Annotated in this window: 26 protein-coding genes; 13 read left to right on the top strand and 13 right to left on the bottom strand. The window is 67.5% G+C overall.

Translation table 11 applies throughout. The annotated features are described in order from the left end of the window. The first annotated feature begins 1 nt into the window (after position 1). Entirely contained in the window at positions 2-1,099 is a 1,098-nt protein-coding gene (locus tag ACGFY9_RS39235; protein ID WP_393762413.1) for a helix-turn-helix transcriptional regulator, read from the top strand. 99 nt (positions 1,100-1,198) lie between these two features. Here ACGFY9_RS39235 and ACGFY9_RS39230 read toward each other — a convergent pair whose 3' ends face one another. From ACGFY9_RS39230 to ACGFY9_RS39215, 4 genes are all read right to left on the bottom strand, one after another. Then, on the bottom strand, positions 1,199-1,771 hold the full coding sequence (locus ACGFY9_RS39230) for a Clp protease N-terminal domain-containing protein (protein WP_393762411.1): 573 nt from the start codon (positions 1,769-1,771) through the stop codon (positions 1,199-1,201). Next, entirely contained in the window at positions 1,771-1,980 is a 210-nt protein-coding gene (locus tag ACGFY9_RS39225; protein ID WP_266772466.1) for a helix-turn-helix domain-containing protein, read from the bottom strand. Before ACGFY9_RS39225 ends, ACGFY9_RS39230 begins: the two co-directional genes overlap by 1 nt. Before the next feature lie 124 nt (positions 1,981-2,104). Beyond that, complete coding sequence (locus ACGFY9_RS39220) at positions 2,105-3,070, bottom strand: zinc-binding dehydrogenase (protein ID WP_393762409.1); 966 nt, start codon at positions 3,068-3,070, stop codon at positions 2,105-2,107. Between the two features lie 355 nt (positions 3,071-3,425). Further along, positions 3,426-4,649 carry an NADP-dependent malic enzyme gene (locus ACGFY9_RS39215; protein ID WP_390157196.1) on the bottom strand — a complete coding sequence of 408 codons (1,224 nt, stop codon included), beginning with the start codon at positions 4,647-4,649 and terminating at the stop codon, positions 3,426-3,428. Between the two features lie 501 nt (positions 4,650-5,150). On the opposite strand from ACGFY9_RS39215, the gene ACGFY9_RS39210 reads away from it, so the two are divergent. From ACGFY9_RS39210 to ACGFY9_RS39200, 3 genes are read left to right on the top strand one after another with little or no spacing between them, the layout of a single operon-like run. Then, positions 5,151-6,104 (top strand): ABC transporter substrate-binding protein, encoded by a 954-nt coding sequence (locus ACGFY9_RS39210; protein WP_393762407.1) that lies wholly within the window; start codon positions 5,151-5,153, stop codon positions 6,102-6,104. 33 nt (positions 6,105-6,137) lie between these two features. Beyond that, complete coding sequence (locus ACGFY9_RS39205) at positions 6,138-7,076, top strand: amino acid ABC transporter permease (protein WP_393762405.1); 939 nt, start codon at positions 6,138-6,140, stop codon at positions 7,074-7,076. A 53-nt stretch (positions 7,077-7,129) separates the two neighbouring features. Beyond that, on the top strand, positions 7,130-7,882 hold the full coding sequence (locus ACGFY9_RS39200) for an amino acid ABC transporter ATP-binding protein (RefSeq protein ID WP_393762752.1): 753 nt from the start codon (positions 7,130-7,132) through the stop codon (positions 7,880-7,882). Here ACGFY9_RS39200 and ACGFY9_RS39195 read toward each other — a convergent pair. Together ACGFY9_RS39195 and ACGFY9_RS39190 are read right to left on the bottom strand one after the other, a co-directional pair. Then, complete coding sequence (locus ACGFY9_RS39195; protein WP_393762750.1) at positions 7,879-8,295, bottom strand: sigma factor; 417 nt, start codon at positions 8,293-8,295, stop codon at positions 7,879-7,881. The genes ACGFY9_RS39200 and ACGFY9_RS39195 overlap by 4 nt on opposite strands. 129 nt (positions 8,296-8,424) lie before the next feature. Next, complete coding sequence (locus ACGFY9_RS39190; protein WP_393762403.1) at positions 8,425-9,183, bottom strand: class I SAM-dependent methyltransferase; 759 nt, start codon at positions 9,181-9,183, stop codon at positions 8,425-8,427. Positions 9,184-9,283: 100 nt separating this feature from the next. Here ACGFY9_RS39190 and ACGFY9_RS39185 point away from each other — a divergent pair, with 100 nt between their 5' ends. Beyond that, entirely contained in the window at positions 9,284-9,913 is a 630-nt protein-coding gene (locus ACGFY9_RS39185) for a CGNR zinc finger domain-containing protein (protein WP_393762402.1), read from the top strand. On the opposite strand, the gene sodX is transcribed toward ACGFY9_RS39185, so the two are convergent. Further along, the gene (gene sodX, locus ACGFY9_RS39180) at positions 9,817-10,251 is read right to left on the bottom strand and encodes a nickel-type superoxide dismutase maturation protease (RefSeq protein WP_393762400.1); all 435 of its coding nucleotides are present in this window, start codon (positions 10,249-10,251) and stop codon (positions 9,817-9,819) included. The two genes, ACGFY9_RS39185 and sodX, sit on opposite strands and share 97 nt — an antisense overlap. A gap of 145 nt (positions 10,252-10,396) precedes the next feature. On the opposite strand from sodX, the gene sodN reads away from it, so the two are divergent. Continuing rightward, a complete protein-coding gene (gene sodN / locus ACGFY9_RS39175; RefSeq protein ID WP_393762398.1) occupies positions 10,397-10,792 on the top strand; it encodes a superoxide dismutase, Ni in 396 nt (131 codons plus the stop codon). 7 nt (positions 10,793-10,799) lie between these two features. On the opposite strand, the gene ACGFY9_RS39170 is transcribed toward sodN, so the two are convergent. Further along, the gene (locus tag ACGFY9_RS39170) at positions 10,800-11,954 is read right to left on the bottom strand and encodes a tyrosine-type recombinase/integrase (protein WP_393762396.1); all 1,155 of its coding nucleotides are present in this window, start codon (positions 11,952-11,954) and stop codon (positions 10,800-10,802) included. Positions 11,955-11,975: 21 nt separating this feature from the next. After that, entirely contained in the window at positions 11,976-12,479 is a 504-nt protein-coding gene (locus ACGFY9_RS39165; protein ID WP_393762394.1) for a helix-turn-helix transcriptional regulator, read from the bottom strand. A gap of 120 nt (positions 12,480-12,599) precedes the next feature. Between ACGFY9_RS39165 and ACGFY9_RS39160 the strand changes: the two genes are divergently transcribed. From ACGFY9_RS39160 to ACGFY9_RS39145, 4 genes are all read left to right on the top strand, one after another. Beyond that, positions 12,600-12,794: a helix-turn-helix transcriptional regulator gene (locus tag ACGFY9_RS39160; RefSeq protein ID WP_393762392.1), complete on the top strand. Its 195-nt coding sequence runs from the start codon at positions 12,600-12,602 to the stop codon at positions 12,792-12,794. A gap of 541 nt (positions 12,795-13,335) precedes the next feature. Then, positions 13,336-14,604 carry a DUF3631 domain-containing protein gene (locus ACGFY9_RS39155; RefSeq protein ID WP_393762390.1) on the top strand — a complete coding sequence of 423 codons (1,269 nt, stop codon included), beginning with the start codon at positions 13,336-13,338 and terminating at the stop codon, positions 14,602-14,604. Positions 14,605-14,907: 303 nt separating this feature from the next. Next, positions 14,908-15,483 (top strand): hypothetical protein, encoded by a 576-nt coding sequence (locus tag ACGFY9_RS39150; protein WP_393762748.1) that lies wholly within the window; start codon positions 14,908-14,910, stop codon positions 15,481-15,483. After that, positions 15,473-17,167, top strand: coding sequence for a relaxase/mobilization nuclease domain-containing protein (locus ACGFY9_RS39145; protein WP_393762388.1), 1,695 nt, complete (start codon positions 15,473-15,475; stop codon positions 17,165-17,167). Before ACGFY9_RS39150 ends, ACGFY9_RS39145 begins: the two co-directional genes overlap by 11 nt. Before the next feature lie 70 nt (positions 17,168-17,237). On the opposite strand, the gene ACGFY9_RS39140 is transcribed toward ACGFY9_RS39145, so the two are convergent. From ACGFY9_RS39140 to ACGFY9_RS39125, 4 genes are all read right to left on the bottom strand, one after another. After that, positions 17,238-17,786 carry a hypothetical protein gene (locus ACGFY9_RS39140; protein ID WP_393762386.1) on the bottom strand — a complete coding sequence of 183 codons (549 nt, stop codon included), beginning with the start codon at positions 17,784-17,786 and terminating at the stop codon, positions 17,238-17,240. 29 nt (positions 17,787-17,815) lie between these two features. Next, on the bottom strand, positions 17,816-18,514 hold the full coding sequence (locus tag ACGFY9_RS39135) for a class I SAM-dependent methyltransferase (protein WP_393762384.1): 699 nt from the start codon (positions 18,512-18,514) through the stop codon (positions 17,816-17,818). Continuing rightward, the gene (locus tag ACGFY9_RS39130) at positions 18,515-19,426 is read right to left on the bottom strand and encodes an aminoglycoside phosphotransferase family protein (protein ID WP_393762382.1); all 912 of its coding nucleotides are present in this window, start codon (positions 19,424-19,426) and stop codon (positions 18,515-18,517) included. Positions 19,427-19,502: 76 nt separating this feature from the next. Further along, positions 19,503-20,270 carry a hypothetical protein gene (locus ACGFY9_RS39125; protein ID WP_393762380.1) on the bottom strand — a complete coding sequence of 256 codons (768 nt, stop codon included), beginning with the start codon at positions 20,268-20,270 and terminating at the stop codon, positions 19,503-19,505. 224 nt (positions 20,271-20,494) lie between these two features. Between ACGFY9_RS39125 and ACGFY9_RS39120 the strand changes: the two genes are divergently transcribed. The 3 genes from ACGFY9_RS39120 (at position 20,495) to ACGFY9_RS39110 (ending at position 25,704) form a co-directional block, all read left to right on the top strand. Continuing rightward, on the top strand, positions 20,495-21,850 hold the full coding sequence (locus ACGFY9_RS39120) for a tetratricopeptide repeat protein (RefSeq protein ID WP_393762378.1): 1,356 nt from the start codon (positions 20,495-20,497) through the stop codon (positions 21,848-21,850). A gap of 36 nt (positions 21,851-21,886) precedes the next feature. Further along, positions 21,887-22,384, top strand: a complete 498-nt coding sequence (locus ACGFY9_RS39115) for an NUDIX domain-containing protein (protein WP_393762377.1) — start codon at positions 21,887-21,889, stop codon at positions 22,382-22,384. Between the two features lie 722 nt (positions 22,385-23,106). After that, complete coding sequence (locus tag ACGFY9_RS39110; RefSeq protein WP_393762375.1) at positions 23,107-25,704, top strand: ATP-binding protein; 2,598 nt, start codon at positions 23,107-23,109, stop codon at positions 25,702-25,704. Positions 25,705-25,832 lie beyond the last annotated feature (128 nt).

Below are 25,832 nucleotides of genomic sequence, written 5' to 3'. Positions count from 1 at the left end.
CATGCCTCCCGTCTTCGCCCACGGCCGCCTCCGCCTCTACCTGCTGAAGCTGCTGGACGAGGCCCCCCGACACGGCTACGAGGTCATCCGCCTCCTGGAGGAGCGCTTCCAGGGGCTGTACGCGCCCTCGGCGGGCACGGTCTACCCGCGCCTGTCCAAGCTGGAGGCCGAGGGCCTGGTCACCCACACCACCGAGGGCGGCCGCAAGGTGTACGCCATCACGGACGCCGGCCGCGCCGAACTGGCCGACCGCAGCGGCGAGTTGGCCGACCTGGAGCTGGAGATCCGCGAATCGGTCGCCGAACTGGCCGCCGAGATCCGGGCCGACGTCCGGGGCGCGGCGGGCGACCTGCGCCGTGAGATGCGCGCGGCGGCCACGGAGGCCCGGCAGGGAAACGGGGCCGGGCGCGGTCGCCTGAGTGAACACGAAGGCCCCGCCGGGGACTTCACGGACTTCGGTGACAAGGAGTCGTGGCGCGCTGCCAAGGAGGAGATGCGCCGCGCCAAGCAGGAGTGGAAGGAACAGGCCCGCCGCGCCAAGGACGAGAGCCGTCGGGCCCGCGAGGAGGCCCAGCAGGCCCGGCGTCAGGCCAAGGAAGCACAGGCGCGGGCGTGGGCGCAGGCCCAGGAGGAGATGCAGCGCATCGGCCGCCAGGTCCAGGAGCACGCGCAGGACCACTTCGCGCGCGGCGACTGGCCCACGGGCGTACGGGAGAGCCTGACCGAACTGGCCAAGGAATTCGGCGACTTCGGGAAGGAGTTCGGCAAGGACTTCGGGTTCGGACGACCGGGCACGGGCGCAGGGACAGGTGCTGGTGCCGGCAAGTCGGCCTCGGCACCGGCCACCCCGTCGGCACCCGAGTACAGCCAGACCCCGGAGGACTTCCCGGCGGAGTACGAACCGACCTGGGCCCACGAGGACTCCACCGGTGAACCGGCCCGCGACCTGGACCGGCTCCTCGACCGCTTCCGGGACGACATCCGTGACGCGGCCCGCGACCATGGCGTCACCGAGGACCAACTCCGCGACACCCGCCGCCACTTGTCCGCGGCGGCGGCACGCATCGGGGCGGTGCTGCGCGGCGGCCGCAAGGCCTGAGCCGACGCCGCGAACCGCAGGTGGTGCGCCCAGGAGTCACCCCCCCCAGGCGCACCACCCCGCCGCGCAGACCCCCAAGCCCCTAGCCCCCCGGCCCCCTCAGCCCGCCGCCCTCGCCTCTCCGCCGCCGTACAACACGCGCGTGGCCGCCTCGTGGGTCACCCCGTGGTCGGCGAGCACCTCACCGGGCACCCCGGGGAGGATGGTCAGGGCGAGGAGGAGGTGCTCGTCGCCGATGTGCCGGTCGCGGTGGGCGACGGCGATGCGCAGGGACTTCTCCAGGACGTTCTTGGCACCGCGGCTGAAGGTACGGCGGCCCGACCACGACTCCTTGAACCTCCCCTCACCGGACATCGCCCCGACGCCGTGCACCTCCTCGACCCGGGCGACGATCTCCGAGACGTCGATGCCGAGCCCGGCAAGCGCGTCGGCCTCGGCCTGCGAGAGCCCCGCACGCCGGCGGGCGTCGCCGAGAGCCTGCCGTACGGACTCCTTGCGTTCCTCGGGAGCGAGACCGAGGGCGGTCAGGACGAAGGAGGCCCGGCTGCCTCGGCGGTCGAGGAGGGCCAACAGCAGGTGCTCGGGGTCGACGGAACCGGGCCCCGACCGCTCGCGGTGCTCCACCGCGCCCTGCACCACGGCGCGGGCGTCCTTCGTGAACCGTTCGAACATCACTGCCTCCCGTACTTCTTGTGCACGGCCTGCCTGCTGACACCGAGTTCCGCGGCGATCTCCTGCCACGACCAGCCCTGGTTGCGCGCACTGCGCACCTGCACCGCCTCCAACTGCTCCACCAGCCTGCGCAGCGCGGAGACGGCACGCAGGCCGACCCGTGGATCACGGTCACCCGCGCGCTCGGCGAGATCCGTTGCTTCGGTCATGATGTCAACCTACGTTGACATGCCCCACCTGTCAATCAAAGTTGACAAACGGCTACGGCCGGCCCGGGAAACCGGACCGGCCGTAGAGGCGGTAAGGGGTTGAAGCGGTAAGGGGAGGGAGTCGCTAGCCGTTCGTGAGGATGATCTTGCCGAACTGGCCGCCGGAGTCGAGGCGTTGGAAGCCCTCGCGGGCGCGGTCCATGGGCAGCACCTCGTCGATGACCGGACGGACACCGGTGGCCGCGCAGAAGGCGAGCAGATCCTCCAGCTCGTCCTTGGTGCCCATGGTCGAGCCGACGACCTTGAGTTCGAGGAAGAAGATGCGGGTGAGTTCGGCGTGCGAGGGCCGGTCGCCGCTGGTGGCGCCCGAGATGACGATCGTGCCGCCGGGCTTCAGCGACTTCACCGAGTGGGACCAGGTGGCGGCGCCGACGGTCTCGATGACGGCGTCGACGCGCTGCGGCAGCCGCGCCCCCGGCTCCACCGCCTCCAGGGCACCGAGCTCCAGCGCCCGCTTCCGCTTGGCCTCGTCCCGGCTGGTCGCGAAGACGCGCAGTCCCGCCGCCTTGGCAAGGACGATGGCGGCAGTGGCAACGCCCCCGCCAGCACCCTGCACCAGCACCGAATCGCCGGGCCGTACACCGGAGTTGGTGAAGAGCATGCGGTACGCCGTCAGCCAGGCCGTGGGCAGACAGGCGGCCTCCGCGAAGGACAGTTCCTTCGGCTTCGGCAGGACGTTCCACGTCGGCACGGCGACCCGCTCGGCGAAGGTGCCCTGGTAGTGCTCGGTGAGGATGGAACGCGGTTCCTTGGGGCCGACGCCGTGACCGGTCTGGCCGATGACGGAGTGCAGGACGACCTCGTTGCCGTCCTCGTCGACACCGGCGGCGTCGCAGCCGAGGATCATCGGCAGCTTGTCCTCGGCGAGGCCGACGCCGCGCAGAGACCAGAGGTCATGGTGGTTGAGGGAGGCGGCCCTGACGTCGACGACACTCCAGCCCGGCCGGGCCTCGGGGGCGGGACGCTCCCCCAACTCAAGGCCGGAGAGCGGCTGGTCGCGGTCGATTCGGGCGGCGTAGACGGCGAACATGCCCCCGACGATAGGCTCCGCCGGTTGACCAGGGAACTACCTCGCGTTGTGACACATGCCCTCTTGCGCGAGGGCTGCGGGGCGCCTGCGTGGCCGTTCTCCTGGGGGCTGCGCCCCCAGACCCCACCGTCGACCGTCCGCAGCCGCAGCCGCCGAGCGACCCCGCCCCCCACCGCAAAGGCCCACCCTTCAAGTGCGCGTAACGGGTGGGCGGGCGGGAAAGAAGAAGCCCCCGCGGCCCGCGGCCGCCAACCGACACCGGCCACCCACGGGCAACGTCCACCCTTCACATCACCCGAACGGGCGGGCGGGTGGGTAAAAAAGGGCCCCGCCCAAGTGGACGGGGCCGTTCAGGCTACCGGCGGGCAACACCCTCCGCCCGCGCCGCCGCAGCCACAGCCGCGGTCACCGCAGGCGCGACCCGCTCGTCGAACGGTGACGGGATGACATAGTCCGCGGCGAGATCGTCACCGACGACCCCGGCCAGCGCCTCGGCCGCCGCGATCTTCATCCCCTCCGTGATCCGGGACGCCCGCACCTGCAGCGCCCCCGCGAAGATCCCCGGAAACGCCAGCACGTTGTTGATCTGGTTCGGGAAGTCCGACCGCCCGGTGGCGACGACCGCCGCGTACTTGTGCGCCACATCCGGGTGCACCTCGGGATCCGGGTTGGCCATCGCGAAGACGAACGCGCCCTCGGCCATGGAAGCCACCGCGGGCTCCGGCACCGTACCCCCGGAGACCCCGATGAAGACGTCGGCGCCTTCCAGCGCCGCCTCCAACGACCCGGAGATACCCGCCTTGTTGGTGAGCTCGGCGAGTTCACGCTTGACCGGCGTGAGATCGTCCCGGTCGCGCGAGACGACACCCTTGCGGTCCGCGACGGCGACATCGCCGAGCCCGGCCTCCAGCAGGAACTTGGCGATGGCGACACCGGCCGCACCCGCACCGGAGATGACGGCCCGCAGGTCACCCAGCTCCCGCCCGGTCAGCCGCGCGGCGTTCCGCAGCGCCGCCAGCGTCACGATCGCCGTACCGTGCTGGTCGTCGTGGAAGACCGGGATGTCCAGCCGCTCCTGGAGCCTGCGCTCGATCTCGAAGCAGCGCGGCGCCGAGATGTCCTCCAGGTTGACGCCCCCGAAGGAGGGCGCGAGGCGCACCACGGTCTCGATGATCTCATCGACGCCGGTGCAGTCCAGCGCGATCGGCACCGCGTCCACGCCGCCGAACTGCTTGAACAGGATCGCCTTGCCCTCCATGACCGGGAGGGAGGCCTCGGGACCGATGTCGCCGAGTCCGAGCACCGCCGTACCGTCCGTCACGACGGCGACGACGGACGACTTCCATGTGTAGTCGTGGACGAGTTCCGGCTGCTCGGCGATCGCGGTGCACACGCGCGCGACGCCGGGTGTGTACGCCAGGGACAGGTCGTCCTTGTCGCGGATCGGCACGGTGGCCTGCACGGCCATCTTGCCGCCGCGGTGCAGCGCGAACGCCGGATCGAAGGAATCGAGGGGCTCGGCCCCGCCGTCCTGATCCGTACTGCTGTCGCTGCGAGGATTGACGATCTCCGCTGCCACTTTGTCTTACCCCTTAAGTCTTCATTGATTTTGAGGGTGGCCACTCCCTGGTGAGGGGTGGGCGGGCACCGCGCAGGGCCCAGAGACTTGATGCGTACGAGCACCTGCGCGACGGGCGCGCCGCACACGCGCCCTGAGCCCCGGATGAGGGGTGTAGAGAACCTTCTTACCGGACGGACGGCACCGAGGACGAGTCCAATAGGCGCAAGGTCACATCCCGTCCGCCTAGGGCGGAACGATGATCGATCACATCGTGAGACATGCCGAAGATCTTCCGGCCGGAACGAGTGATTCCAGCAGATGGTCCGTGATCAGGGCGTCTCGATGTACCGACCTGATGCGATTCGGGGTTCACCCGTTATCCGATTTTGACATGGCTACTCCCCTGAATGGTTCAGTCCGAATGGCAAGATGCCCTAATCACACGAGGTCGCGACACCCGAAGGTGTGTGTTCTCGTCGACCCGTCGGCACCGCCATCCATCCGCCGGAGGAACCCACCATGACCGCAAGATTCACCCGTCGTACGACCGCCCCGCACACCCGGCTGGCAGCGGTCGGTGCGATCGCGGTCGCCTCCACCCTGCTGCTCGCCGGCTGTGGTGACCAGACCAAGAAGGACGACTCCAGCGGCGCGTCCACCAGCTCGGCCCCCCTGGCGAGCAAGCTCCCCGCCGCGATCCGCGACAAGGGCGTCATCACGGTCGGCTCGGACATCGCGTACGCGCCGGTCGAGTTCAAGGACAACTCCGGCAAGGTCGTCGGTCTCGACCCGGACCTCGGCGCCGCGATGGGCAAGCAGCTCGGGGTGAAGTTCGAGTTCCAGAACGGCACCTTCGACGCGCTCCTCACCGGTCTGCGGTCCAACCGCTACGACATCGCCATGTCGGCGATGACGGACAACAAGAACCGCCAGGACGGCGTCGACCCCGACACGGGCAAGAAGGTCGGCGAGGGCGTCGACTTCGTCGACTACCTGACCGCCGGTGTCTCGATCTACACGCGCAAGGGCCAGACCGAGAACATCGCGTCGTGGTCCGACCTGTGCGGCAAGAAGCTCGCCGTCGAGCGCGGCACCGTCTCCGAGGACCTCGCCAAGTCCGAGACGAAGAAGTGCACGGGCGGCAAGAAGATCACCATCGAGGCCTTCGACGACGACCAGCAGTCCCAGACCCGCCTGCGCTCCGGTGGCGCGGACGCGGCCTCCTCCGACTTCCCGGTCGCGGCCTACGCGGTGAAGACCTCCGGCGGCGGCAAGGACTTCCAGCTCGTCGGCGACCAGGTCGAGGCGGCGCCGTACGGTATCGCGGTCGCCAAGAGCGACACCCAGCTGCGGGACGCGCTGCAGGCCGCGATGGACGCCGTGATCAAGAGCGGTGAGTACCAGAAGATCCTGACGAAGTGGGGCGCCGAGGACGGTGCCGTCAAGTCGTCCGTGATCAACGGCGGCAAGTGACCGCGGGTCCGCAGTCGCTGAGAGGCAACATCCGTGACTACTGACATCGACGAGGCGCCGGGGCCGCAGGACGCGCCCCCGGACGCCCCGAAGCCCATCAAGGCCATTCCGGTCCGGCACTACGGCCGGTACGTCTCCGCCGTGATCGCGATCGGCATCCTGGTCGCGATCGTCTACGCGTTCGGCCAGGGCAAGATCAACTGGCATGCCGTACCGGACTACTTCTTCGACCACCGGATCATGACCGGTGTCTACAAGACCCTCCTCCTGACGGTCCTGTCGATGGTCATCGGCATCGTCGGCGGCATCGGCCTCGCGGTGATGCGGCTGTCGAAGAACCCGGTGACCTCGTCGATCGCCTGGTTCTACATCTGGTTCTTCCGCGGCACCCCGGTCCTGGTCCAGCTGTTCCTCTGGTTCAACCTGGGCCTGGTCTTCGAGTACATCAACCTCGGTCCGATCTACAAGAACTACTGGTCGGACTTCATGACGCCGCTGCTGACGGCGCTGCTCGGCCTGGGCCTCAACGAGGCCGCGTACATGGCGGAGATCTGCCGCGCCGGTCTGCTGGCCGTCGACGAGGGCCAGACCGAGGCCTCGCACGCGCTGGGCATGAGCCACGCCAAGACGCTGCGCAGGATCGTGATCCCGCAGGCGATGCGCGTGATCGTGCCGCCCACGGGCAACGAAGTGATCAACATGCTGAAGACGACCTCGCTCGTGGCGGCCGTCCAGTATCCGGAACTCTTCCGCTACGCCCAGGACATCGGCCAGAACTCCGGCGCCCCGGTGGAGATGTACTTCCTCGCCGCCGCCTGGTACCTGATCATGACGTCGATCCTGAGCGTCGGGCAGTACTACGTCGAGCGCTACTACGCCCGCGGCTCCAGCCGCGCGCTGCCGCCGACCCCGCTCCAGAAGATCAGGGCGAACGTACTGTCCATCGGCCGCCCGAAGGGAGCCGCGGCATGAGCCCCGAACTCAGCAAGGCCGACGACGCCACTACGACCGACCCGTCGGTCCCGATGGTCAAGTCCGAGGGCGTGCACAAGTCGTTCGGCCCGGTCGAGGTCCTCAAGGGCATCGACCTGGAGGTGAAGTCCGGCGAGGTGTTCTGCCTCATCGGCCCCTCCGGCTCCGGCAAGTCGACCTTCCTGCGGTGCATCAACCACCTGGAGAAGATCAACGCGGGCCGGCTGTACGTCGACGGTGAACTGGTCGGCTACCGCCAACAGGGCGACAAGCTCTACGAGTTGCGTGATCGCGAGGTCGCGGTGAAGCGCCGGGACATCGGCATGGTCTTCCAGCGCTTCAACCTGTTCCCGCACATGACGGCCGTCGAGAACATCATCGAGGCGCCGGTGCAGGTCAGGGGCGTCAACAGGGGCCAGGCCAGGGAGCGCGCGATGCAGCTCCTGGAGCGGGTGGGGCTGTCCGACAAGGCGCAGAGCTACCCCTCGCAGCTCTCCGGCGGTCAGCAGCAGCGGGTGGCCATCGCGCGGGCGTTGGCGATGGACCCGAAGCTGATGCTCTTCGACGAGCCGACCTCGGCCCTCGACCCGGAGCTGGTCGGCGACGTCCTCGACGTCATGCGCGACCTCGCCGAGTCCGGCATGACGATGATCGTCGTCACCCACGAGATGGGCTTCGCCCGCGAGGTCGGCGACAGCCTCGTCTTCATGGACGGCGGCGTGGTGGTTGAATCCGGCCACCCGCGCGACGTCCTGACGAACCCTCAGCACGAGCGCACACAGGGGTTCTTGTCCAAGGTGCTCTAGCGGTGGACAAGGCTCCCTGGCGGTAGGCGAGTTGAAGGGGCGGTACGTGGTCCTCGTACCGCCCCTTCGGCGTTCCCTACCGCTGGCTCTTCATCAACAACTGGGGATTCAGGGCCAGTTCCTGCAGCTGGCTCTTCCCCCGGCGCGTCCGGCACTTCGCCGTAGGCCTGCTCTCGCCGCCAGAACCGTCGCCGCCCCGCGATGAAGGTGTTGACCAGCGTCTTGCGCGCATACGCCTCAAGGTTGTCCAGCCGCCCGTGCCGGCGCGCGCCGAGCACCACCTTCACCAGCGCCGTCTGGACGAGGTCCTCCGCCTCGTCCCGGTTCCCGCACAGCAGATACGCGCTGCGGAACAGCGCCGTGCGTCTGCCTTCGACAAAGGCGTGCAACGCCGTCTCCGCGCCTCTCCCCACCACTCCCCCTCCCCGGCCCGCCCTTCGCGAGGGGCCGCCTCACTCCTGTCAGTGCGGCGGGCCACCGGTCAGGACGCAGCAGGGGCGGTACGGATTTCCCGTACCGCCCCTGCCTGGTCCCCCGCGCTCCTACTTCAGTGCGAGCAGCAGCGTGTCGGAGGGCGAGCACCACACCGGACGCGCCTCCGCGAATCCCTTCTCGCGCAGCACGCGCGCGTGCTGCGCGGCGGAGGGCATGTCACCGTCCGCGTGCTCGCCGTAGATCTCGTAGCGGCGGGCCGTCGGTCCGGCGAGGACCGGGTCCTGGGCGGCGAGCTGCCACCACTCGGCCCAGTCGAGAGCGCCGTTCCGTTTGGCCTGATCCATCTGTGTGTGCCGCTGCGCGCGCTCCGCCGCGTTGATCCTGGGCGTCGACTCGTCGATCATGTGGTCCGCGTTCATGAAGACACCGCCGTCGCGGACGAGTCCCGCGACCTGACCGTAGAGGGCCGCGAGGGGTTCGCTGTGCAGCCAGTGGAGGGCCGTGGCGGTCAGCACGGCGTCGTACGAGTCGTACGGCAGCCTCGTCGTCCACTCCGGGTCCTTGAGGTCGGCCGTCACGAAGGTGACCCGCTCGTCGTCCGCGAAGGTGCCCTCGGCGATGGCGAGGAGGGCCGGGTCGAGGTCGACCCCGGTGCTGGTGGCCTCCGGGAGGCGGGCGAGCAGCCGGGCGGTGATGCTGCCCGTGCCGCAGGCGAGGTCGAGCACGCGGGGTGCGGGGCCGGTGAGGGCCTCGACCATGTCGAGCATGATCCGGAAGCGGTCCTCCCGGTCGGGCATGTACCACTCCTGCTGCCGGTCCCAGCTCTCCTGCCAGGCCTGCCAGTCGGTTCCGACACCGGTCGTCATGAGGACCCCCTGTCCACTCACTGTCGTAATACCCTGGAAGCACGATCAGCTGTTACCCGACCGCATCCACGACCATAGAGCGCCTCCGTAAGGACTACAAGTGGAACTGGCCTATTACTCGGACTACGCCGTTCGCCTCGTCAACACCGAGGAACCGGCGCGGGGCAAGGACGCCCTGACCTCGGTCGAGGCCGTGCGGGACCTGTTCGGCACCAACAAGGAGGCGGCCCGCCGCGCCGCCGACGCCGACGTCACGCGTTTCCGTTCGGTCCGGGCGCGGCTGCGGGCGGTCTTCGAGGCGGCCGACGGCGGCGACGAGACGCTCTCCGTGAACCTGCTGAACTCGCTCCTGCTGGAGTTCCCGGTCAGTCCGCAGATCTCCGGGCACAACTTCCGCGACGACGACGGCCGCCCGCTGTGGCACATGCACCTCGCGGACCACCCGTCGAACGCGACGGCCGGCTACGCGGCGATCGCGGCGATGGGCCTGGCCTTCCACCTCACCGAGTACGGCGTCGACCGCCTGGGCCTGTGCGAGGCGGCGCCGTGCCGCAACGCCTACCTGGACACCTCGACGAACCGCTCCCGGCGCTACTGCTCGGACCGCTGCGCGACCCGTGCCAACGTGGCCGCCTACCGGGCCCGGAAGCGCCTGGAGGCCGACCGGTCGGAGAGGACGGGCCTGGCGGCGGAGAGCGCCCAGCGGACGAGCGCGACCGGCGAACGCTGACCGGACTTCGGCGGCCGGTACCGAAAGCGCACCCTGCCCAACACCAGATCCTCGGGAACGGTGCCGTAGTCCGTACTGTCACCCCCGGCGAACGCGTTGTCCCCGAGCACCCACCACCCCCCGTCGCGGCGCTCGGCGGCCCGCTTGACGACCAGCAGGTCCTGCTGGAACGGATGGCGCAGCACGACGATGTCGCCGGGCCTGATCCGCGTGCCGTACTGCACCACGAGCAGATCCCCATGGAACAGCGTCGGCACCATCGACGGCCCGGTCACCTCGGCCGTACCGAAGGGCAGTACAGCCCTTCCCCGCTCGGTCTCCTGTGACAGCTCCGGCATCCCCGGCACCTCCCCGGTCCTATCCTCCACCAGTCTGAGTCCGACCCTGGACTTTTGTCCTAAGCCCATGGGGGCACTCGCGAAATCAGCTTCTCCAGGGAGTAATGTCCCACCTGAGAAGACGATCACGAGGAAGGAACGCTCCATGCTTTCCCGCCTGTTTGCCCCCAAGGTGAAGGTCAGCGCGCACTGCGACCTGCCCTGCGGTGTGTACGACCCGGCCCAGGCCCGCATCGAGGCGGAGTCGGTGAAGGCCGTCCAGGAAAAGATGGCCGCCAACGACGACCCGCACTTCCAGGCGCGCGCCATCGTCATCAAGGAACAGCGCGCCGAGCTCGCCAAGCACCACGTCTCGGTGCTCTGGAGCGACTACTTCAAGCCCCCGCACTTCGAGAAGTACCCGGAGCTGCACCAGCTGGTCAACGACACCCTGAAGGCCCTCTCGGCCGCCAAGGCGTCCACCGACCCGGCGACGGGCCAGAAGGCGCTCGACTACATCGCCCAGATCGACAAGATCTTCTGGGAGACCAAGAAGGCTTGATCTTTGCCTAGGCCGTCTGACCTGCGTTTTCGCGGGCCGCATCGCCTATCTGTCCGCACCCGGTCCGCAGGCCGCCGAGAACGGCGTCCATGACGGAGCGGGTGCGGTCTTCTTCTCCCGGCCACAGGTGCGCGTAGATCCGCAGCGTGATGACGGCGGACGCGTGGCCGAGGACGAGCTGGACCTGCTTGACGCTCGCTCCGCCGGCGATGAGGGCGGAGGCGTAGAAGTGGCGCAGGTCGTGAGTCACCATGTGCGGCAGCTCAACGGGTTTGCGCCCCGCGCGCTCGGCTGCCTCGTTCTCCGCCGCCTGGAGCGCCTTACGGGCACAGTTCCATTCGGTCTTCCAGCGACGGTAGTTGAGGGGCTCGCCCTCCTCCATCGTGAACAGCCACTCCTTCGAGGGCCGTGCGGCGAGGTGCGTGAGGAGCGCGTCCGTAACGACCTCGCCGACCGGGACCGTACGCCGGGACTTGCCGGTCTTCGGCGGACCGATCAGGCCGGACTGGAGGCGCTGGCGCTCGACGCGGATCGTGCCGCTCTTGAAGTCGACGTCCGAGAGCTTGAGGCCGAGCAACTCGCCTATGCGCAAGCCCGATCCGGCCAGGACGACGATCGCCGTTCGGATGTACGGCGGCATCGCTCCGAGCATCGCCTCGACCTGCGCGACGGTGAGCGGGGTGAACTCCTCATCGGGCATGGACGGAAGCGTGATCCGCTTGCAGGGGGTCACGGCGATGACCTTGTCCTCGACGGCCGCCGTCATGACGCGGACCAGGACGTCGTAGACGTTGCGTACGCTGCCGGGACCCAGTTGCTCGGAGAGCTTCTTGAAGAGGGCCTGGATGTGGCTGCGGCGCAAGGACGCCATCGCGTAGGAGCCGAGCGCGGGTATCAGGTGAACCCGCAGGGCGTTGTCGGTGATACGGGTGCCCGCCTCACCGGCGATCTGCTCGCCCTCCCACTTCGTCGCGTACTTCTCGAATGAGATCTTGCCGGCACGCGGGTCGACGTACAGGCCGGTGACCACGCTGGCCGTGACCTCGTCGAGCCAGCGCTGGGCGTCGAGTTTGCGGTCGAAGTGGCGGGCGTGCTCCTTGCCGTCGAGGTCGCGGTAGCGAGCCCGCCATTTGCCGTTGGGGCGCTTTTGAATGTTGGCCAAGTGGCTTCTCCCTTGGGTTGGTTATCGGTAGTAGCCGCCGCCCTCGATGTGCTCGGTGAGGGTGCGCGCGTCGCGCTCGTCGCCCATCAGGCGAAGGCACTGCTCATGGATGGCTCGTGAGCTGTCGGGGTGAGCCTGAATGTGCTCGGCGATGCCGACGACGGCATGGTGCAGGCGGTCTTCGGCGTCGCGTGTCTCGTAGTACGCCACGACGGCCTCCTGGACGAGCCGTCTGCTGTCGAGATCCAGCCCTTCCAGCGACGGTGACATCAGCTCTTCGAGGGGCAGCTCGAAGACGCGGGCGAAGGCGAGCGCCTCGTCGACGTTGATGCGGCGGCGCGGGGTGCCGTTCTCGATGCGCCAGACGGCGGTCTGGTTCATCTTGACGCCGGCCTTGGACACCCGGTCCGCAAGCTCCGTCGTGCTCCACCCCCTGACCTCGCGCTCCAGCGCCACGCGAGCGGCGATGTTGCCCTCGCTGTAGAGCAGCGGCACCTCACCACCGTCGGCCTTGTCGCCTGCCATCGAACCTCCATCACGATCATCGCTATCCCAATTGTAACGTACCCTATCCGATTTGGTTAACCGGCGATCGTCGGGCACACTTTATGCAGATAGGAACGCCACCTAGTCGATTAGGAACGCATGCGATACCTGACCACCGCCGAGGTCGCCGAGCGCTACCGCACAGCCGAGAGCACCGTCCGCTACTGGCGCCAGATCGAGAAAGGCCCGCGCGGGATCAAGATTGGCAAGCGGGTGCTGTACGCCGAGTCCGAGCTGCTGCGCTACGAGCGCGCGCTGAACGACGGCGGGGACGAGTGGGGTCTGGCCTCCTGAGCCGACGAAAGTCCCGGACACGGAAACGGCCCTCGGCGCGCCAACGCCAAGGGCCGGAGAGTCCCCCGCACATCGCCCATCCCTGAACGAACAAGCCGGTGAGGGGCTGGACCTTGCCCGTCCTGCCCCTCGCCTGAGAGGAACGTCCATGGAGGACCCTACGTCCCCCGCCATGAACACATCCCCAACTGCCTGGCCCACAACCGCGGTCCCCGGCGAAGGCATCCCCTGGCACCGCGGGGACCAGACGGACACACGGTCACCTGCTACGGGGACCGCACAGCAATCGGCGGACGCGGGAGCACACGGGGACCAGCGCCCGGCTGACGCAGCGGCTGGGGACCGTCCCCACAAGGCGCCCGAGCCCCCGTCCCCACAAGCCACGGTCCCGATATCCACAGCCGCTGGAAACCTGCAGGCCAGCGGGGCGAAAACAGGGACCGGTCCCCAAGACGAGGGAGTTACACCAGGGGACCGCAATGGAGACCGTGATCGCGGTCCCCATCGGCCGCCGGGGACCGACGGTCCCACCGAGGGGACCGTGCAGCAGGAGATCGCGGTCCCCGATGGCGGGCCGGGCACCGGAGATCACGAAAGCACCGGCATCGAGTCGGCTGCTGACGGTGCTGCACTGCTTGACGAGTTGCGGTCGGTGATCGCCAAGTACGCGGTGCTGCCCAGCGAGGAGGCGTTGATTGCGGTCACGTTGTGGGTGGCGGCCACCCACATCCAGCCCGCGCTGCAGCACGCTCCCCGCTTGGCGGTGGTCGGGCCGACCAAGGGGTGCGGCAAGTCCCGCGTCCTGGACGTGCTCCACGAGACCGTCCACCAGCCGATCATGACGGTGAACATGTCCACGGCGGTACTCTTCCGCGTCATCGGCAAGAACCCGCGCACGCTCCTGGTGGACGAGGCCGACGCCATCTTCAGTAAGGCGGGCGACAACGAGGAACTGCGCGGCCTGCTGAACGCCGGACATCAGCGCAACCGGCCCGCCTGGCGCATCTCCGGTCCGGAGCACAAGCCGACCCCGTATCCGACCTTCGCCATGGCCGCGCTGGCCGCGATCGGCGACTTGCCCGACACGATCACGGACCGAGCAGTCGTGCTCCGCATGCAAAAGCGAAAGCCCGGCGAGAAGGTCACCCCGTTCCGGTCACGGTACGCCGTACCAGAACTGAACACGCTGCGAGACAAGCTGGCCGCGTGGCTGACCCCACTGCAGGCCACCGCTGCCCGCCTAGTGCCACGGATGCCGGTCGAGGACCGGGCCGCAGATACCTGGGAGCCGTTGGTCATCGTCGCCGACATGGCCGGCGGTCACTGGCCCACGAGTGCTCGGGTGGCCTGTGTGGCAATGACCCGCAACGAGGTCGTCCAGGACGAGCAGACCACCCTCAAGACACGGCTGCTGCGCGATATCCGCCGTGTCTTTGCCGAGCGGGACAACCCCGAGGCCCTGCGTACCCATGACTTGGTCCACGAGCTCACCGTGGACGCCGAGGCGCCGTGGGCGGAGTACGGCACCAAGGGCCTGAACGCCTACCACCTGGCCAATCTGCTGCGGGACTTCAACATCAGCCCGGCCAACTACCGCTTCGAGGAGGGCAGGCAGGCCAAGGCGTACATGCGTAACCGGTTCCTCGACGCCTGGGCCCGCTACTGCCCGGACCCCACCCAACAGGTCACCACGCCCACGCACGAGGTCACACCGGCACCTCCAGCCAAGGGCCAGTCGCCCGCCGTCCCGCGGGGAACCCTGCCTGTTGGCCCGCCCGGCGGCATCGCGGGCCCCAAGCGCGCTCGCTAACCCACCTTCCCCTGGGCTCGTCGCACTCCGTCGCGTCCGTCCCCGCGCAGGTCAGCGCGGGGACGGACTTCCTCGCCAATACGGATCTCTCCGTACCTGCGTCCGTGTCCGTACCTGTGCTGACCAGGCATGCGACGGACGCGACGGAGTACGACACAGCCCTGCACACCCACCCGGAGCACGACCATGCACGACAACCACAGCCGCCGCAGGGGCCTGTTCGGCCTGGGCCGTCGACCAGCAGCAAGCTGGAGCGAACGAGCCTCTAACGAGGCTTCGTCCGCGCTTGCCTCCGCCCCGGGGGTGGCGGAGGAGGAGGCCGGGCGCCAGCGGGCACCCGAGCCGGAGGAGGAGATGACCGCACCCAGTACCGCGCTCACCGTCAACTCCGTTGCACCGTACGCCGAGCCGCCTGTCGTCGACCGCTCCCCTGTCGAACAGCTCTCCTGGCGCGAGCCCGACGCCCCGGTGCTGCCTACGCTCATGAACCGCAAGCGCACCACCGAGAAGCGCGACCAAGAGAAGACAATCCGCTTCACCCCGACCGCAGTCCGCATCATCGCCACGGAGGCCGAGCGGCGTGGCCAGAAGTTCGCCGGGTTCGTCGGCGACGCCGCGCTCGCCGTCGCCCTCGGCAAGACCGACCTGATCGGCAGCCCAGAGGACGATCCCATCCGTCCTCTGATCGAAGCCATCGAGGCCCACACCGTCGCGCTGAACCGCGTCGGCAACAACCTCAACCAGATCACCGGAGCCATCCACCAAGGAACTGTTCCTGAGCACGCCGAGGCTGTGCTGGCCCGCGTCGAGCAGACAGCCGAGGCCAGCTACCGGCTCATCGACCAGCTCCTGACGGAGAGTGCGAGCCATGGTGCCTGATGTCTCCACCGGTTCCAGCACGCCGGGCCTGATCAACTACCTCTTCGGCATAGGACGGCGCGACGAGCACACCGACCCGCACATCGTCGCTGCCTGGGACATGGCCGGCGCCCCTGACCCCGGCCGGGATCCCGAAGCCACATACACCCAGCTCGCCAGGCGCCTGGACCACCATGTCGACCTCCGCACCCGCGAGCTGGGCGGCAAGAAGTCCCCGCAGCACGTGTGGCACTGCCCGGTACGCACCGCGCCCGGCGACCGCTACCTCACCGACACGGAGTGGGCAGAGGTCGCTCGCCGTGTAGTGGCTGCAACGGGCATCGCCCCCGAGGGCGACGAACGGGCATGCCGATGGATCGCGGTCCGGCACGCCGACGACCACATCCACCTCATGGCCACCACTGTCCGCGCCGACGGCCGCCGCCCCCGTACGAACCGAGACGGCTGGCGGGCACAACGGGAATGCCGCAAGATCGAGGCCGAGTTCGGGCTGCGCCGCCTCAAGTCCGGCGACCTCACCGCCCCACGCACCCCTACCGGCGCCGAGCGGGCCAAGGCCGAGCGCCAGGGCCAGAAGGAGACCGCGCGGGAGTGGCTGCGCGAGCAGTCGTACGCGGTCGCCGCCGCCGTACGCAGCATCGACGATTACTTCACCGTGCTGCGGTCCCTCGGCATCCAGGTCAGGCCACGGATAGGCCCCGAGACGGGCGCGGTGACCGGCTACAGCCTGGCCGCGCCCGGCGACACCGCCAGCGGCGAGCCGGTCTGGTACGGCGGCTCAAAGCTCGCTCCCGACCTGTCCTACAACCGCCTGTGCGAACGCCTCGCCACCCAGGACCTGGCCGACCGGCCCCAGCAGGTGGCGGACCCGGCCGAACCATGGCGCCGCGCCGAAACGGCCATCCGCCACGCCCGCGACGTCGTCCTTGACTCGGGCGACGCCTCCGTAGTCCAGGGCCACCTGGATGCCTTCGGCGACACCCTCCACAACCTGGCCCTCGCCACCCACAGCCCGCATCAAGCCGAACTGCGAGCAGCAGCAAGGGCGTTCAACCGCGCCCGCCGCTCGGCGATCCGAGCCGACCATCAGGCCGCCACCCCTCTGCGGGAAGCCGCCAAGGAACTCGCCTACGCCACACACGATCCAGGCGGAGTCGCTATTGCCCTGGTCTTCGCCGCCCTCCACCTGGCGCGCGCAGCCGCCAAGTGGCACGAGCAACGCGGCCATGAGCAGCAGGCCGCGGCAGCCGAAGAAGCCTTCCGCCACCTACAGGACGGTTACCAGCAAGCCTCGCAGCCGGTCCTGGCGGATCTCACCCGCCGCGCCCCACGCGCCACCACCATCAGCCGCTTCGAGCAGGATCTGCGCGCAGCCCTGCCAGACCACGCCGACCGCGTTCTCGCCGATCCCGCCTGGCCGACCCTCAGCACAAGCCTGGCCCGCGCCGAGACCGCCGGCCACAACCCCCGCCATCTCTTGGCCGAAGTCGCCGCACAGCGAGAACTCGACACCGCCGAACATCCCGCCGAAGTCCTCAACTGGCGCATCACGGTGCAGCCGAACAGCCGGGCACGGGCAGCTCGCAGGCAAAGCACCCGCACAGGCTCGCCCGTTCTGCCCACAATGCAGCCCGCGTCCTCGACGGTGAGCGATCGGTCTACAGAGCGCAGCCGCCACCGATAGCGGAACCAGCCCTCAGCGGTGGCAAACGAGGATGCACACGAGGCACGTAATCTCGGAGGCCGCCTGGGGCTCAGGCCGCTGAAGCAGCGTCTATGTACCTTCCGGCCCAAGTCGCGATCGTGTCCAAGTGCTCAACCTGCAGACCTACCCGACAAGCAGGCTGTACGAGCAGCGTGAGGCTCCCCCTCTTGGTACGTCGGTCGGCCCACTCGTGGTCCAGAGCGGTGAAGTCGTCATCGATCCAAGCGGCTGGGGCGTCACCAAGCCACATATCGACGTAATCGCGTTTCCACAGGTAGCCGTTGGGATGGCTGGTGGTGATCTGCGGGCGCGGCAGGTCGATGTACGGCCAGGGCGGCAGGCCAAGGAGCGGGCCGACGAGAGTGGTGGCGTCCTGGCGCCAACTGCTGCACCAGACCGGGGTGACCAGGCCGCTACGGATGATGTTCATGAGCAAGGAGCCGTGGACGGGATTGAGCCAGACAGTGACCGGGTCGTCGACGCTCCGGCCGCTAGGCACGACGTCGTGGCGGGTGTGGGTCGCCGGGCTGGCTCCCCCCGCATCCGGGAAGGGTATGAGGACGCCGTCGACGTCGAGGAGTAGGTAGGGCGGGCGCATCGGTTTCTCCCTGGGGAGCCGGGGTGGGGTCAGAGCTTGCGCGCGGTGATGAGGAGAGTGGTGGGCCAGCGGCAACCGTGGCGGGCGTCGTGGAACTCCTCGGCTGAGGTAAGCCAGAGCCCGGCGCGGTCGAGGTGTTTCTCCCAGCGGTCGACGTTGAAGTCCCAGCGGGCGATGGGGAGTCGGCTGCGGTCGGGGAGGGTGACGAAGTCGCGGCGGGGCCGGTCGTCGGTGGCGGGGCGTAGGCCGCCGCGCTGGGGGTGCGGAACCGAGAAGGCGAGAGTGCGCCCGGGTTTGAGGTGCTGAGCGATGGCCGGGAGCAGAAGCTCGGGGGCTACGAGACCGATGGCGCCGAAGACCGAGTAGACGGCGTCGAACTGCTCGTCGGAGGCTTGCAGGTAGTGCAGGGCGTGGCCGGCGACGAAGGTGAGGTTGTTCAGTCGGCCGTAGTGCGAGCGGGCTCGGCGGACCTGGAGGCCGACGAGGTCGACGCCGGTGACGTGGGCGCCGTAGCGGGTGGCGAGGTGGGCGGCGTTGTGGCCGGGGCCGCAGCCGAGTTCGAGCAGTCGCTTGTGGCGCAGGTCCGGGCCGAGGATTTCGGCGCCAGGCCCGCGGCCGGGTCGGGTTGTCCATTCCATCCGAGCGGGCACGGCTAGCGGCTCCGCGGGAGCAGCAGTGGTGCGTTGCAATGCGTGGACGTACCAGGGGGAAGCCTGGGCGGCGAGCACCTAGACCTCCAGGAGGTGGAGGACGTCGGTGAGGTGGCGGCGTACGGCCTTGATGTAGGCGGGGTCGGTGGCCGGGTCGTTGATCCAGCGGATGGACTGCTCCATGAACCACTCGACGGCCCACATGCGGTGCCAGCCCAGTGCCCACTGCTCGGCGGGCAGTCCGCCGCGTTCGGCGAGGGCGTCGGGGGTGCCGCCTTCGGTGACGTAGGTGTCCAGGAAGACCCGCAGGCGTACCGGGTCAGGGGTGTCGAGGGTGCCGTGCCAACTGGCGAGGTCGAGCAGGCCGGGGCCGGTGAAGGCGCGGGCGAAGTCCAGCAGCCGCCAGCCGTGCCGGCCGATGTGGAGGCTGGTGGGGTGGAACTCGGAGTGCACCCAGCCGAACGGCGCCACCGTCGCACCGGCCGAGCGTGCCTCGGCGGCTTGGGCGATCCGGTCGAGCGCGTCTTCGACGTCGTCCGCGGCCTGCCACCGGTCCGCCTTGCGGAGTTGGGCGAGGTGCTCCAGAGCTCGGCTCGGCAGGGTGCGCAGGCGTTCCTGGTCCAGGACGGGCAGGGCAGAGGCGGTGCGGGTGGCGTGCAGGACAACGGCCGCAGCTGCGCCGTCGAGGTCGTCGGCCTCGCGAATCGGAGCGCCGAGGTCTTCCAGCAGCATCCCGAGCCAGCCGTCCAGCACTGCGGAGGCGTGAACGGCAGGCACCGGGACACCGAGGGCGTGGGCCACCCGGAGTGCCTGGTCCTCGCTGTCGAACGGCCTCTTGGCGTACTTGAAGATGGCGGTGGTGCCGTCGGGGAAGGTCAGACGCTCGACGCCGGACATGGACCACACGCGCACCTCCTCGCGAACGGCGGTGGTCCGGCTGGCCAGGGTGAGCAGGTTGTCGAGGAGTTCGATGCTGGGGTTCGCGGTCACGTGGGGGCTCCAGGGGGTTGGTGGCGTCCGGGGCGGGCGAGAGGTGCCGGCCCGCCCCGGAGCCAGGACGGTGGTGCTACGCGGCCGGGGCCACGCGGTGGGCGTAGACCTGCTCGATCCAGCCGGACTTGAAGGCCGCGAGGTCGTCGCGGAAGGCGGTCATCGAGGCACCGTAGGGCGCCACGACGCCACCGGACTGATCGGGCACGGACTGGCAGCCGTGCACGAGCCGTCCGCCGAGGGCGGCGTGGGCCTTGATGGCCTCGATGCGGCGGTGTTCGTTGAACCAGCCGCCGTGGTAGACCTCGTCGAGCATGCCGCCGGTCTCGTCGTCCAGGTCGAAGACCACGGAGGTGGCGGCGGGGAAGAACCAGCACGGGCCGACGTTGGAGATGTGTCCGTCCAACTCGACCTTGTTGAGCGCCATCAGCGTGGCCGCCTCGCGCAGCATCCGCAGGTGGTCGGCGGTGAACTGCGGCAGGCCGAGCGCGGGTAGGTGCTCGTCGCGGAAGAGGTACGCGTACACCTCGTAGGCGGTGGCGAGCACCCGGGCGGCGTCCGAGGTGGACTCGGCGTGGGCCTTGATGAACTCCAGCGCGAGCTGCTCGACCGCGCTCTCGGGCGTCTCCTCCACGTTCAGGAGCTGGGACTTGACCAGCTCCCAGTCGGCGACGAGCCACGTGCTGGACTCGAAGCGGAAGAAGTACTCGGCCGGGTCGATGGTGATGCGCCGGCCGTCGATCTGGATGCCGCGCAGGCGGCCCCAGCGCCCGTCGAACGCCTCGGGCAGTACGACCGTGATGGCCGTCGTGTCCGTCGTAGCTGTGGTGTCGATGGTGGTCACCGTGTCTCCGTCTCTGATCGGCCGGGTCCGGGCACAGGAATGCCCGAACCCGGTGTAGGCGTACGGAACTTCGGGGGCCGCCCGGCCGAAGGGGGAGCCTGGTCACGGTGTCGGACCGGGGCCGGGCGGCTGATGATTAGTGAACCCTCCGTCACGCACAGTGGGTACGGTGAGAGGCAGTTGAAGCGGTATACGCGGTTTACAGCCCCGGACGGGAGGCGAGCGTGGCAGCGCCCAGAGGCCCCAACTCCCGCCTGCGCGACACCATTTCCGCGACCGGCTGCACCTACGAGGCCCTGGCGAGAGACGTCCGGCGCATCGCGGCCGAGAACGGCGAGATCCTCCAGACCAACAAGTCGGCCGTCTCCCACTGGGCCAACGGCACCCGCCAGCCCACCGGACGGACCGGCCAGTACCTCGCCGAAGCCCTCTCCCGCCGTATGGGCCGCATCATCACCCAGACCGAGATCGGTCTACGCGCACCTGATGGCGAGGAGCCAGCCGAAGGGGATCCCGTCCTGGCCGCAACTGACCTCGGCCGGGCCGATGTTGAGCGCCGCCGCTTCCTCGCGGTGGCCGCCTTCACCACCGCCGGCGTCGCCATGCCGCTCGCCCACGACCACGAGGCCACCGCCCGCATGCTCCGCGCCCGCACCGGCACGTCCGTGGTCGGAACGGAGGACGTGGACGTCGTACGGCAGATCACCGCGGCCTTCAGCGCGGCCGACGAACGCCTCGGCGGCGGCCACGGCCTGACCACAGTCACTGCCTACCTTGCCGACACCGCCGCCCCCATGCTCCGGGGCCGCTACGCGAGCGAAGCCTTGCGACGGGCAGCCTTCGGTGCCGTGGCCGAACTCGCCTACCTGGCAGGGTGGAAGCACCACGACCTCGGCCAGGAAGGCGCCGCCCAGCGCTACTACCAGGTCGGCTACCAACTCGCCTGGGAAGCCGACCCGCACGGCCACGCCGCCTGGATGATGCGCGCCCTCGCCCACCAGGCCCTCAGCCTCAAGCAACCCCACCACTGCGTCGACCTCGTCGAAGGCGCCCTCACCCGCGGCCTCGGCCACGTCGACGGCCAGACCGAAGCACTCCTCCACATCACCCACGCCCGCGCCTACGCCGCCGTCGGTGAGAGGCCCGCAGCGGCCCGAGCCCTGCTCGCCGCCGAAGACGCCCTCCTGCGCGACGACGTTCCTCAGCCCAGCTACTCCCGCGTCAGCGGCCCCACCGCCGGCACCGTCGCCAGCCACACCGCCCGCACCCTCACCGACCTCGCCGACCACATCGGCACCGAACAGCAGCACCGAGACGCCCTGATCCGCTGGGACCCCGAGAAGTACAAGCGCGTCCACGCCCTCACCTACGCCGACCTCGGCGACAGCCTCGCCGCCCAAGCCCGCGCCGACGAAGCCGTCGCCGCCTGGTCCCAGGCCCTGACCCTCATGGAGGGCATGACCTCCGACCGCACCCGCAAAGCGATCACCTCGCTCCGCTCCACCCTCTCCATCTACCAGCGCCGCAAAGTGCCCGGAGCCACCGAACTCGCCCGCCGCGCACGCGAAGCACTGGCCTAAGCTGCCCACCAACCGGCCGACGAAGGGACACCAGCCGTGGCTCAGCGGACAACCGACGACCAGCCCAAAGCCCTACCGCCCGCCCTCGAATCCATGACCCTGCTGGTCGCTGCCGTCATCGTCCACGACAAGGCCACCAACCGGGTTGTGCTCCTCCAGCGGAGCCAGAACGCCAAGTTCGCCCAGGGGATGTGGGACCTCCCCGTCGGCAAGAGCGAGCCCGGCGAGCCGATCACCGAGACCGCGGTGCGAGAGCTGTACGAGGAAACCGGCCTGACCGTGAAGCCGGAGGCTCTTAAGGTCGCCCACATCATCCATGGCGCCTGGGGCGTCGAAGCGCCCAACGGCTTCCTCACCGTCGTCTTCGCCGCTCACGAGTGGACCGGCGAACCAGAGAACCGCGAACCGCGCAAGCACGCCCAGGTCTGCTGGGCTGACGCGGACGCCATCCCCAAGGAATTCGTGGACACCACCGCCAGCGCCCTGCACCGCTACCTCGCCGGAGGCCCGGAAGTCTCCCTCGACGGCTGGTGAAGAGACGCCGAGGCAACTCGCCCCGTTCCCAGAGCGGGCCTCCCCTGCTCGTACTCGACACCCAAGACCGGCCGCTGGCGTGTTTGGCCCCCTCATTGTCTGTGGCTACCTGGCTGCCAGCCCAGACAACGCGATGTACCACCACAGCCATGCTCCACCTGCGACAGACCGTGAGAGCCCTAACTCGAAACGAGGCTTTCCAGACACCTTCTCGCCGGAATGCGCGCGATGCAGACAAATTCCGAAGAGCGTTCACAAGACAGCGGCCCATGCGATAGACACATCCCGGTTCAGACTTGTAACGACCGGACCAGGGGATGCGTGTGTCGAGTTCAGCCAAGCGGGGAGGCGCTGCAGCACTTACCGTCGTTGTAGCTGCTGCGAGCGGGGTCGTAACCAACGCTGCAACGAGCAGGCCCACTTGGGGCTGGTGCATAGCACTCGTGGTGCTCGTAGTCGTAGGGGCCGGGCTTCAGCTGTATCTGACCCTGCGACCGAACCAGGATGGTCAGGTGCCCGTGGCCGCACAGGGTGCCGGATCGGTGGCGATCGGCGGGTCATCGCGGGGCGAGAGGATAAAAACCCGGTCGAGCGGCACTGCGTCGCCCGCTAGTACACCGAATAGCGGAGTCATCGCCCAGGGCCCAGGATCGGTGGCCATCGGAGGAGACAACGAATCCTCTATCGAAACTGAGGCGTAAAGAGCACAGGGGCAGTGACAGATGCGCACCTCAAAGACCGTAGCGAGCGCTACAGGAGCTGTAGCTGTCGGCAATGACAACAATGGATACATCTTTACCGGTCCAGTGACCTTTCAGAATGAAGTCGACCATAGTAGGGCATGGAATTCACCTAATTCCCTACCGCCCGAAATTCCCGACTTCACGGGCCGCAACCGAGAGGTCTCCGAGATTGAAATCGGGATCTCCTCGGTAAACCGAATGGTCATACTGGTGACAGGTAAACCAGGCGTCGGCAAAACAACCCTAGCTCTACATGTAGCCTACAAAGTGGCCAGTCATTACAAGGATGGCGCACTCTATGCGGACCTCCGGGGGATTGAGAGCAATCCAACGCTCCCCGAGGAAATTATGGGTCGGTTTCTCGCAGGGGTTGGGGTTGCTGAAGACGAGATCCCAGCAAGTAATGACGCACGACTGGATCGATATAGACGCGAGTTCACCCGTCGCAAGGTGGTAATAGTTCTGGACAACGCTGGCAGCGAAGCCCAAGTGCGCCCCCTTATCCCCCCAGGGGGTGAAGCCCTTGTGTTCGTTACTAGCAGGTCTAATCTGAGCGGCCTTGAGGCCGCATATCATCTCTTCCTTGATATCTTTGATGACGACTCATCTCTGACCTTTCTCCGTAAGACCGTCGGGGCTGAAGTTGTAGATCTTGATGTTTCCAGTGCACGCGAGGTCGGGGCCCTCTGCGGCCATTTACCACTCGCTCTCCGGATTGCGGGAAATCGGCTAAGGACAGCAACGATGACCGATTTACTGGAGGAGTTAACTGATCAGCGAAATCGACTGGGAGCTCTGGAAGCAGGCGACCTCGCAGTTCGGGCTGCCTTCAACCTGTCTTTTCGGAATCTAGGGAAGAGCACTAGAAACTCACTAAAGAGACTTTCATTAGCGCCAGGAGGGGATTTCGGCGCTAATCTGTGTGCTGCGTTGAATGATTCAGACGAGCGAAGCGCAAAAACGGTGCTCCGCAAACTCTCTGAGGCGAATTTAATTGAGGCTTCTCAGCGTTCAGGTCGATATCGGTTTCACGACCTGATCAGGCTCTACGCCCAAGAGCAGTTCGAGCACGACTCACCTAAGAAGACCGCGGCTGCATCTTCTCGAATGCTTAATTGGTTGTCCCATTCCGCGCTGAAGGCTAACCTAACGCTGAGTGGCCAGATCGGAAGATTTGAATTCCCTTCTGTGCCCGTGGCCGAGATTGGTTCGATCGAGGAGGCAGCGGCCTGGATTGCGGGCGAATCCGCAAACGCTGCAGCGGCAATCGACTTGCTGCTGAGATCTGGTGATACGGATAGAGCGAAGAAACTTGTCATCCAACTCTCTCTCGCGTGCGAAGTCGTAGGGGATTGGCAAGCGTGGGAGGACGTAGTGAACCGGGGAATATCGATCACAGAATCGTACCCCGATCCGCTATTTGACGTGCTGATACTCAGCTCCAAGGCGAACCTTCTACGCTATCGGAGAGAGTTCCAGCCAGCTCTGGAATTAGCGTCCAAAATATACCCTATAGCGCAAGAGACTCAGAAAAAGGTGCTCATTGCGAATGCCGCAAAACTTCTCGGCTGCCTACGCATGGACGTCGGGGATACAACAGGGGCCCAGCCACTACTAGAAGAGAGCCTTTCACTAAGCAGGGAGCTCGGGCTGCGCCATGAAATGGGACGGGCTCTCTATAACCTGGGTACGGTACACCGGGCTTCCGGTCGCGCCCACGAAGCTATTGAACACTTCAAACAAGATTTAGAAATCTGCATCGAGGCTGGTGATGCACCAGGTGCAGCCGAGACAATGAACACACTTGCGCTAACCCATATGGAGATCGGCGAATTTTCCAAATCGGAGAGCTATCAGCGTGAAGCATTAAAAATATTCGAGAGCGTCGGAAACCCTCACAAGGTCAGTATGGTATGCAACGATCTCGCCATCAGCCTGAGACATCAACACAAAGCGCAAGAAGCGTTGAGCCTTCACCTTGAAGACATAGAGCGATCTCGCGCAAGTGGAAATATATCCGGGGAAGCATTGGCGAAAGCGAACGCGGCAGTCCTATTGGTGGAGCTCGACAGAGATGCGGAGGCTGAGCAACTTTTCGAGCAGGCCGTTTCGGTGCTCGACATTCTTGGAGATGAACTCCGGCTTGCTCGTACTCTGCTGGGACAAGTACCGATGCTCTTCAAGGCAGGAAAGGTAGACCTTGCCCAGAGTGCCGCCAACAAGGCAATCGAAGTATTCCTCAGGCATGGAGAAGTGAGAGACGCGGTTAGCGCCCACGAGAACCTCTCACTTGCTTTTAAGGACATAGACGAGAACGAGCAAGCCCTTTTCCATGCCGAAGAGGCTATGCGAATCGGAGATGGCGTCGTATCTCCATATCTTCGGGGGGCTTCATGTCTTGCGGCAATGATCATATGCGCCGACTTGGATCGACTTGATCTCGTAACAAAGTACGCAACCGAGTTGCGCGCAATTGCCGATAATTACCCCGAGATGGTCTCGCATCTCCGGAAAGAATACGAAGGCGAAGGGCGGAGCGTACCCGGCGATTCGATTGGCGACGGAGCCGGAGGATAGGGCCTTCGGGATGAGTCCAGGGCGTGACCGCCTCAGAAGCGGTCTACGACGTCACGGGGAACCCCCACATCAGACACATGCCCCCGTATCAGGCAGGCGGTCTTACACTCGCTACTCGCGGCAGTCTG

Origin of the sequence: Streptomyces sp. NPDC048504 (assembly GCF_043200035.1) — a bacterium.
In the GTDB taxonomy this organism is placed as follows: Bacteria; Actinomycetota; Actinomycetes; order Streptomycetales; family Streptomycetaceae; genus Streptomyces.
Note: the sequence above shows the minus strand (reverse complement) of the source record. Positions and strands in the feature narration are given on the sequence as shown.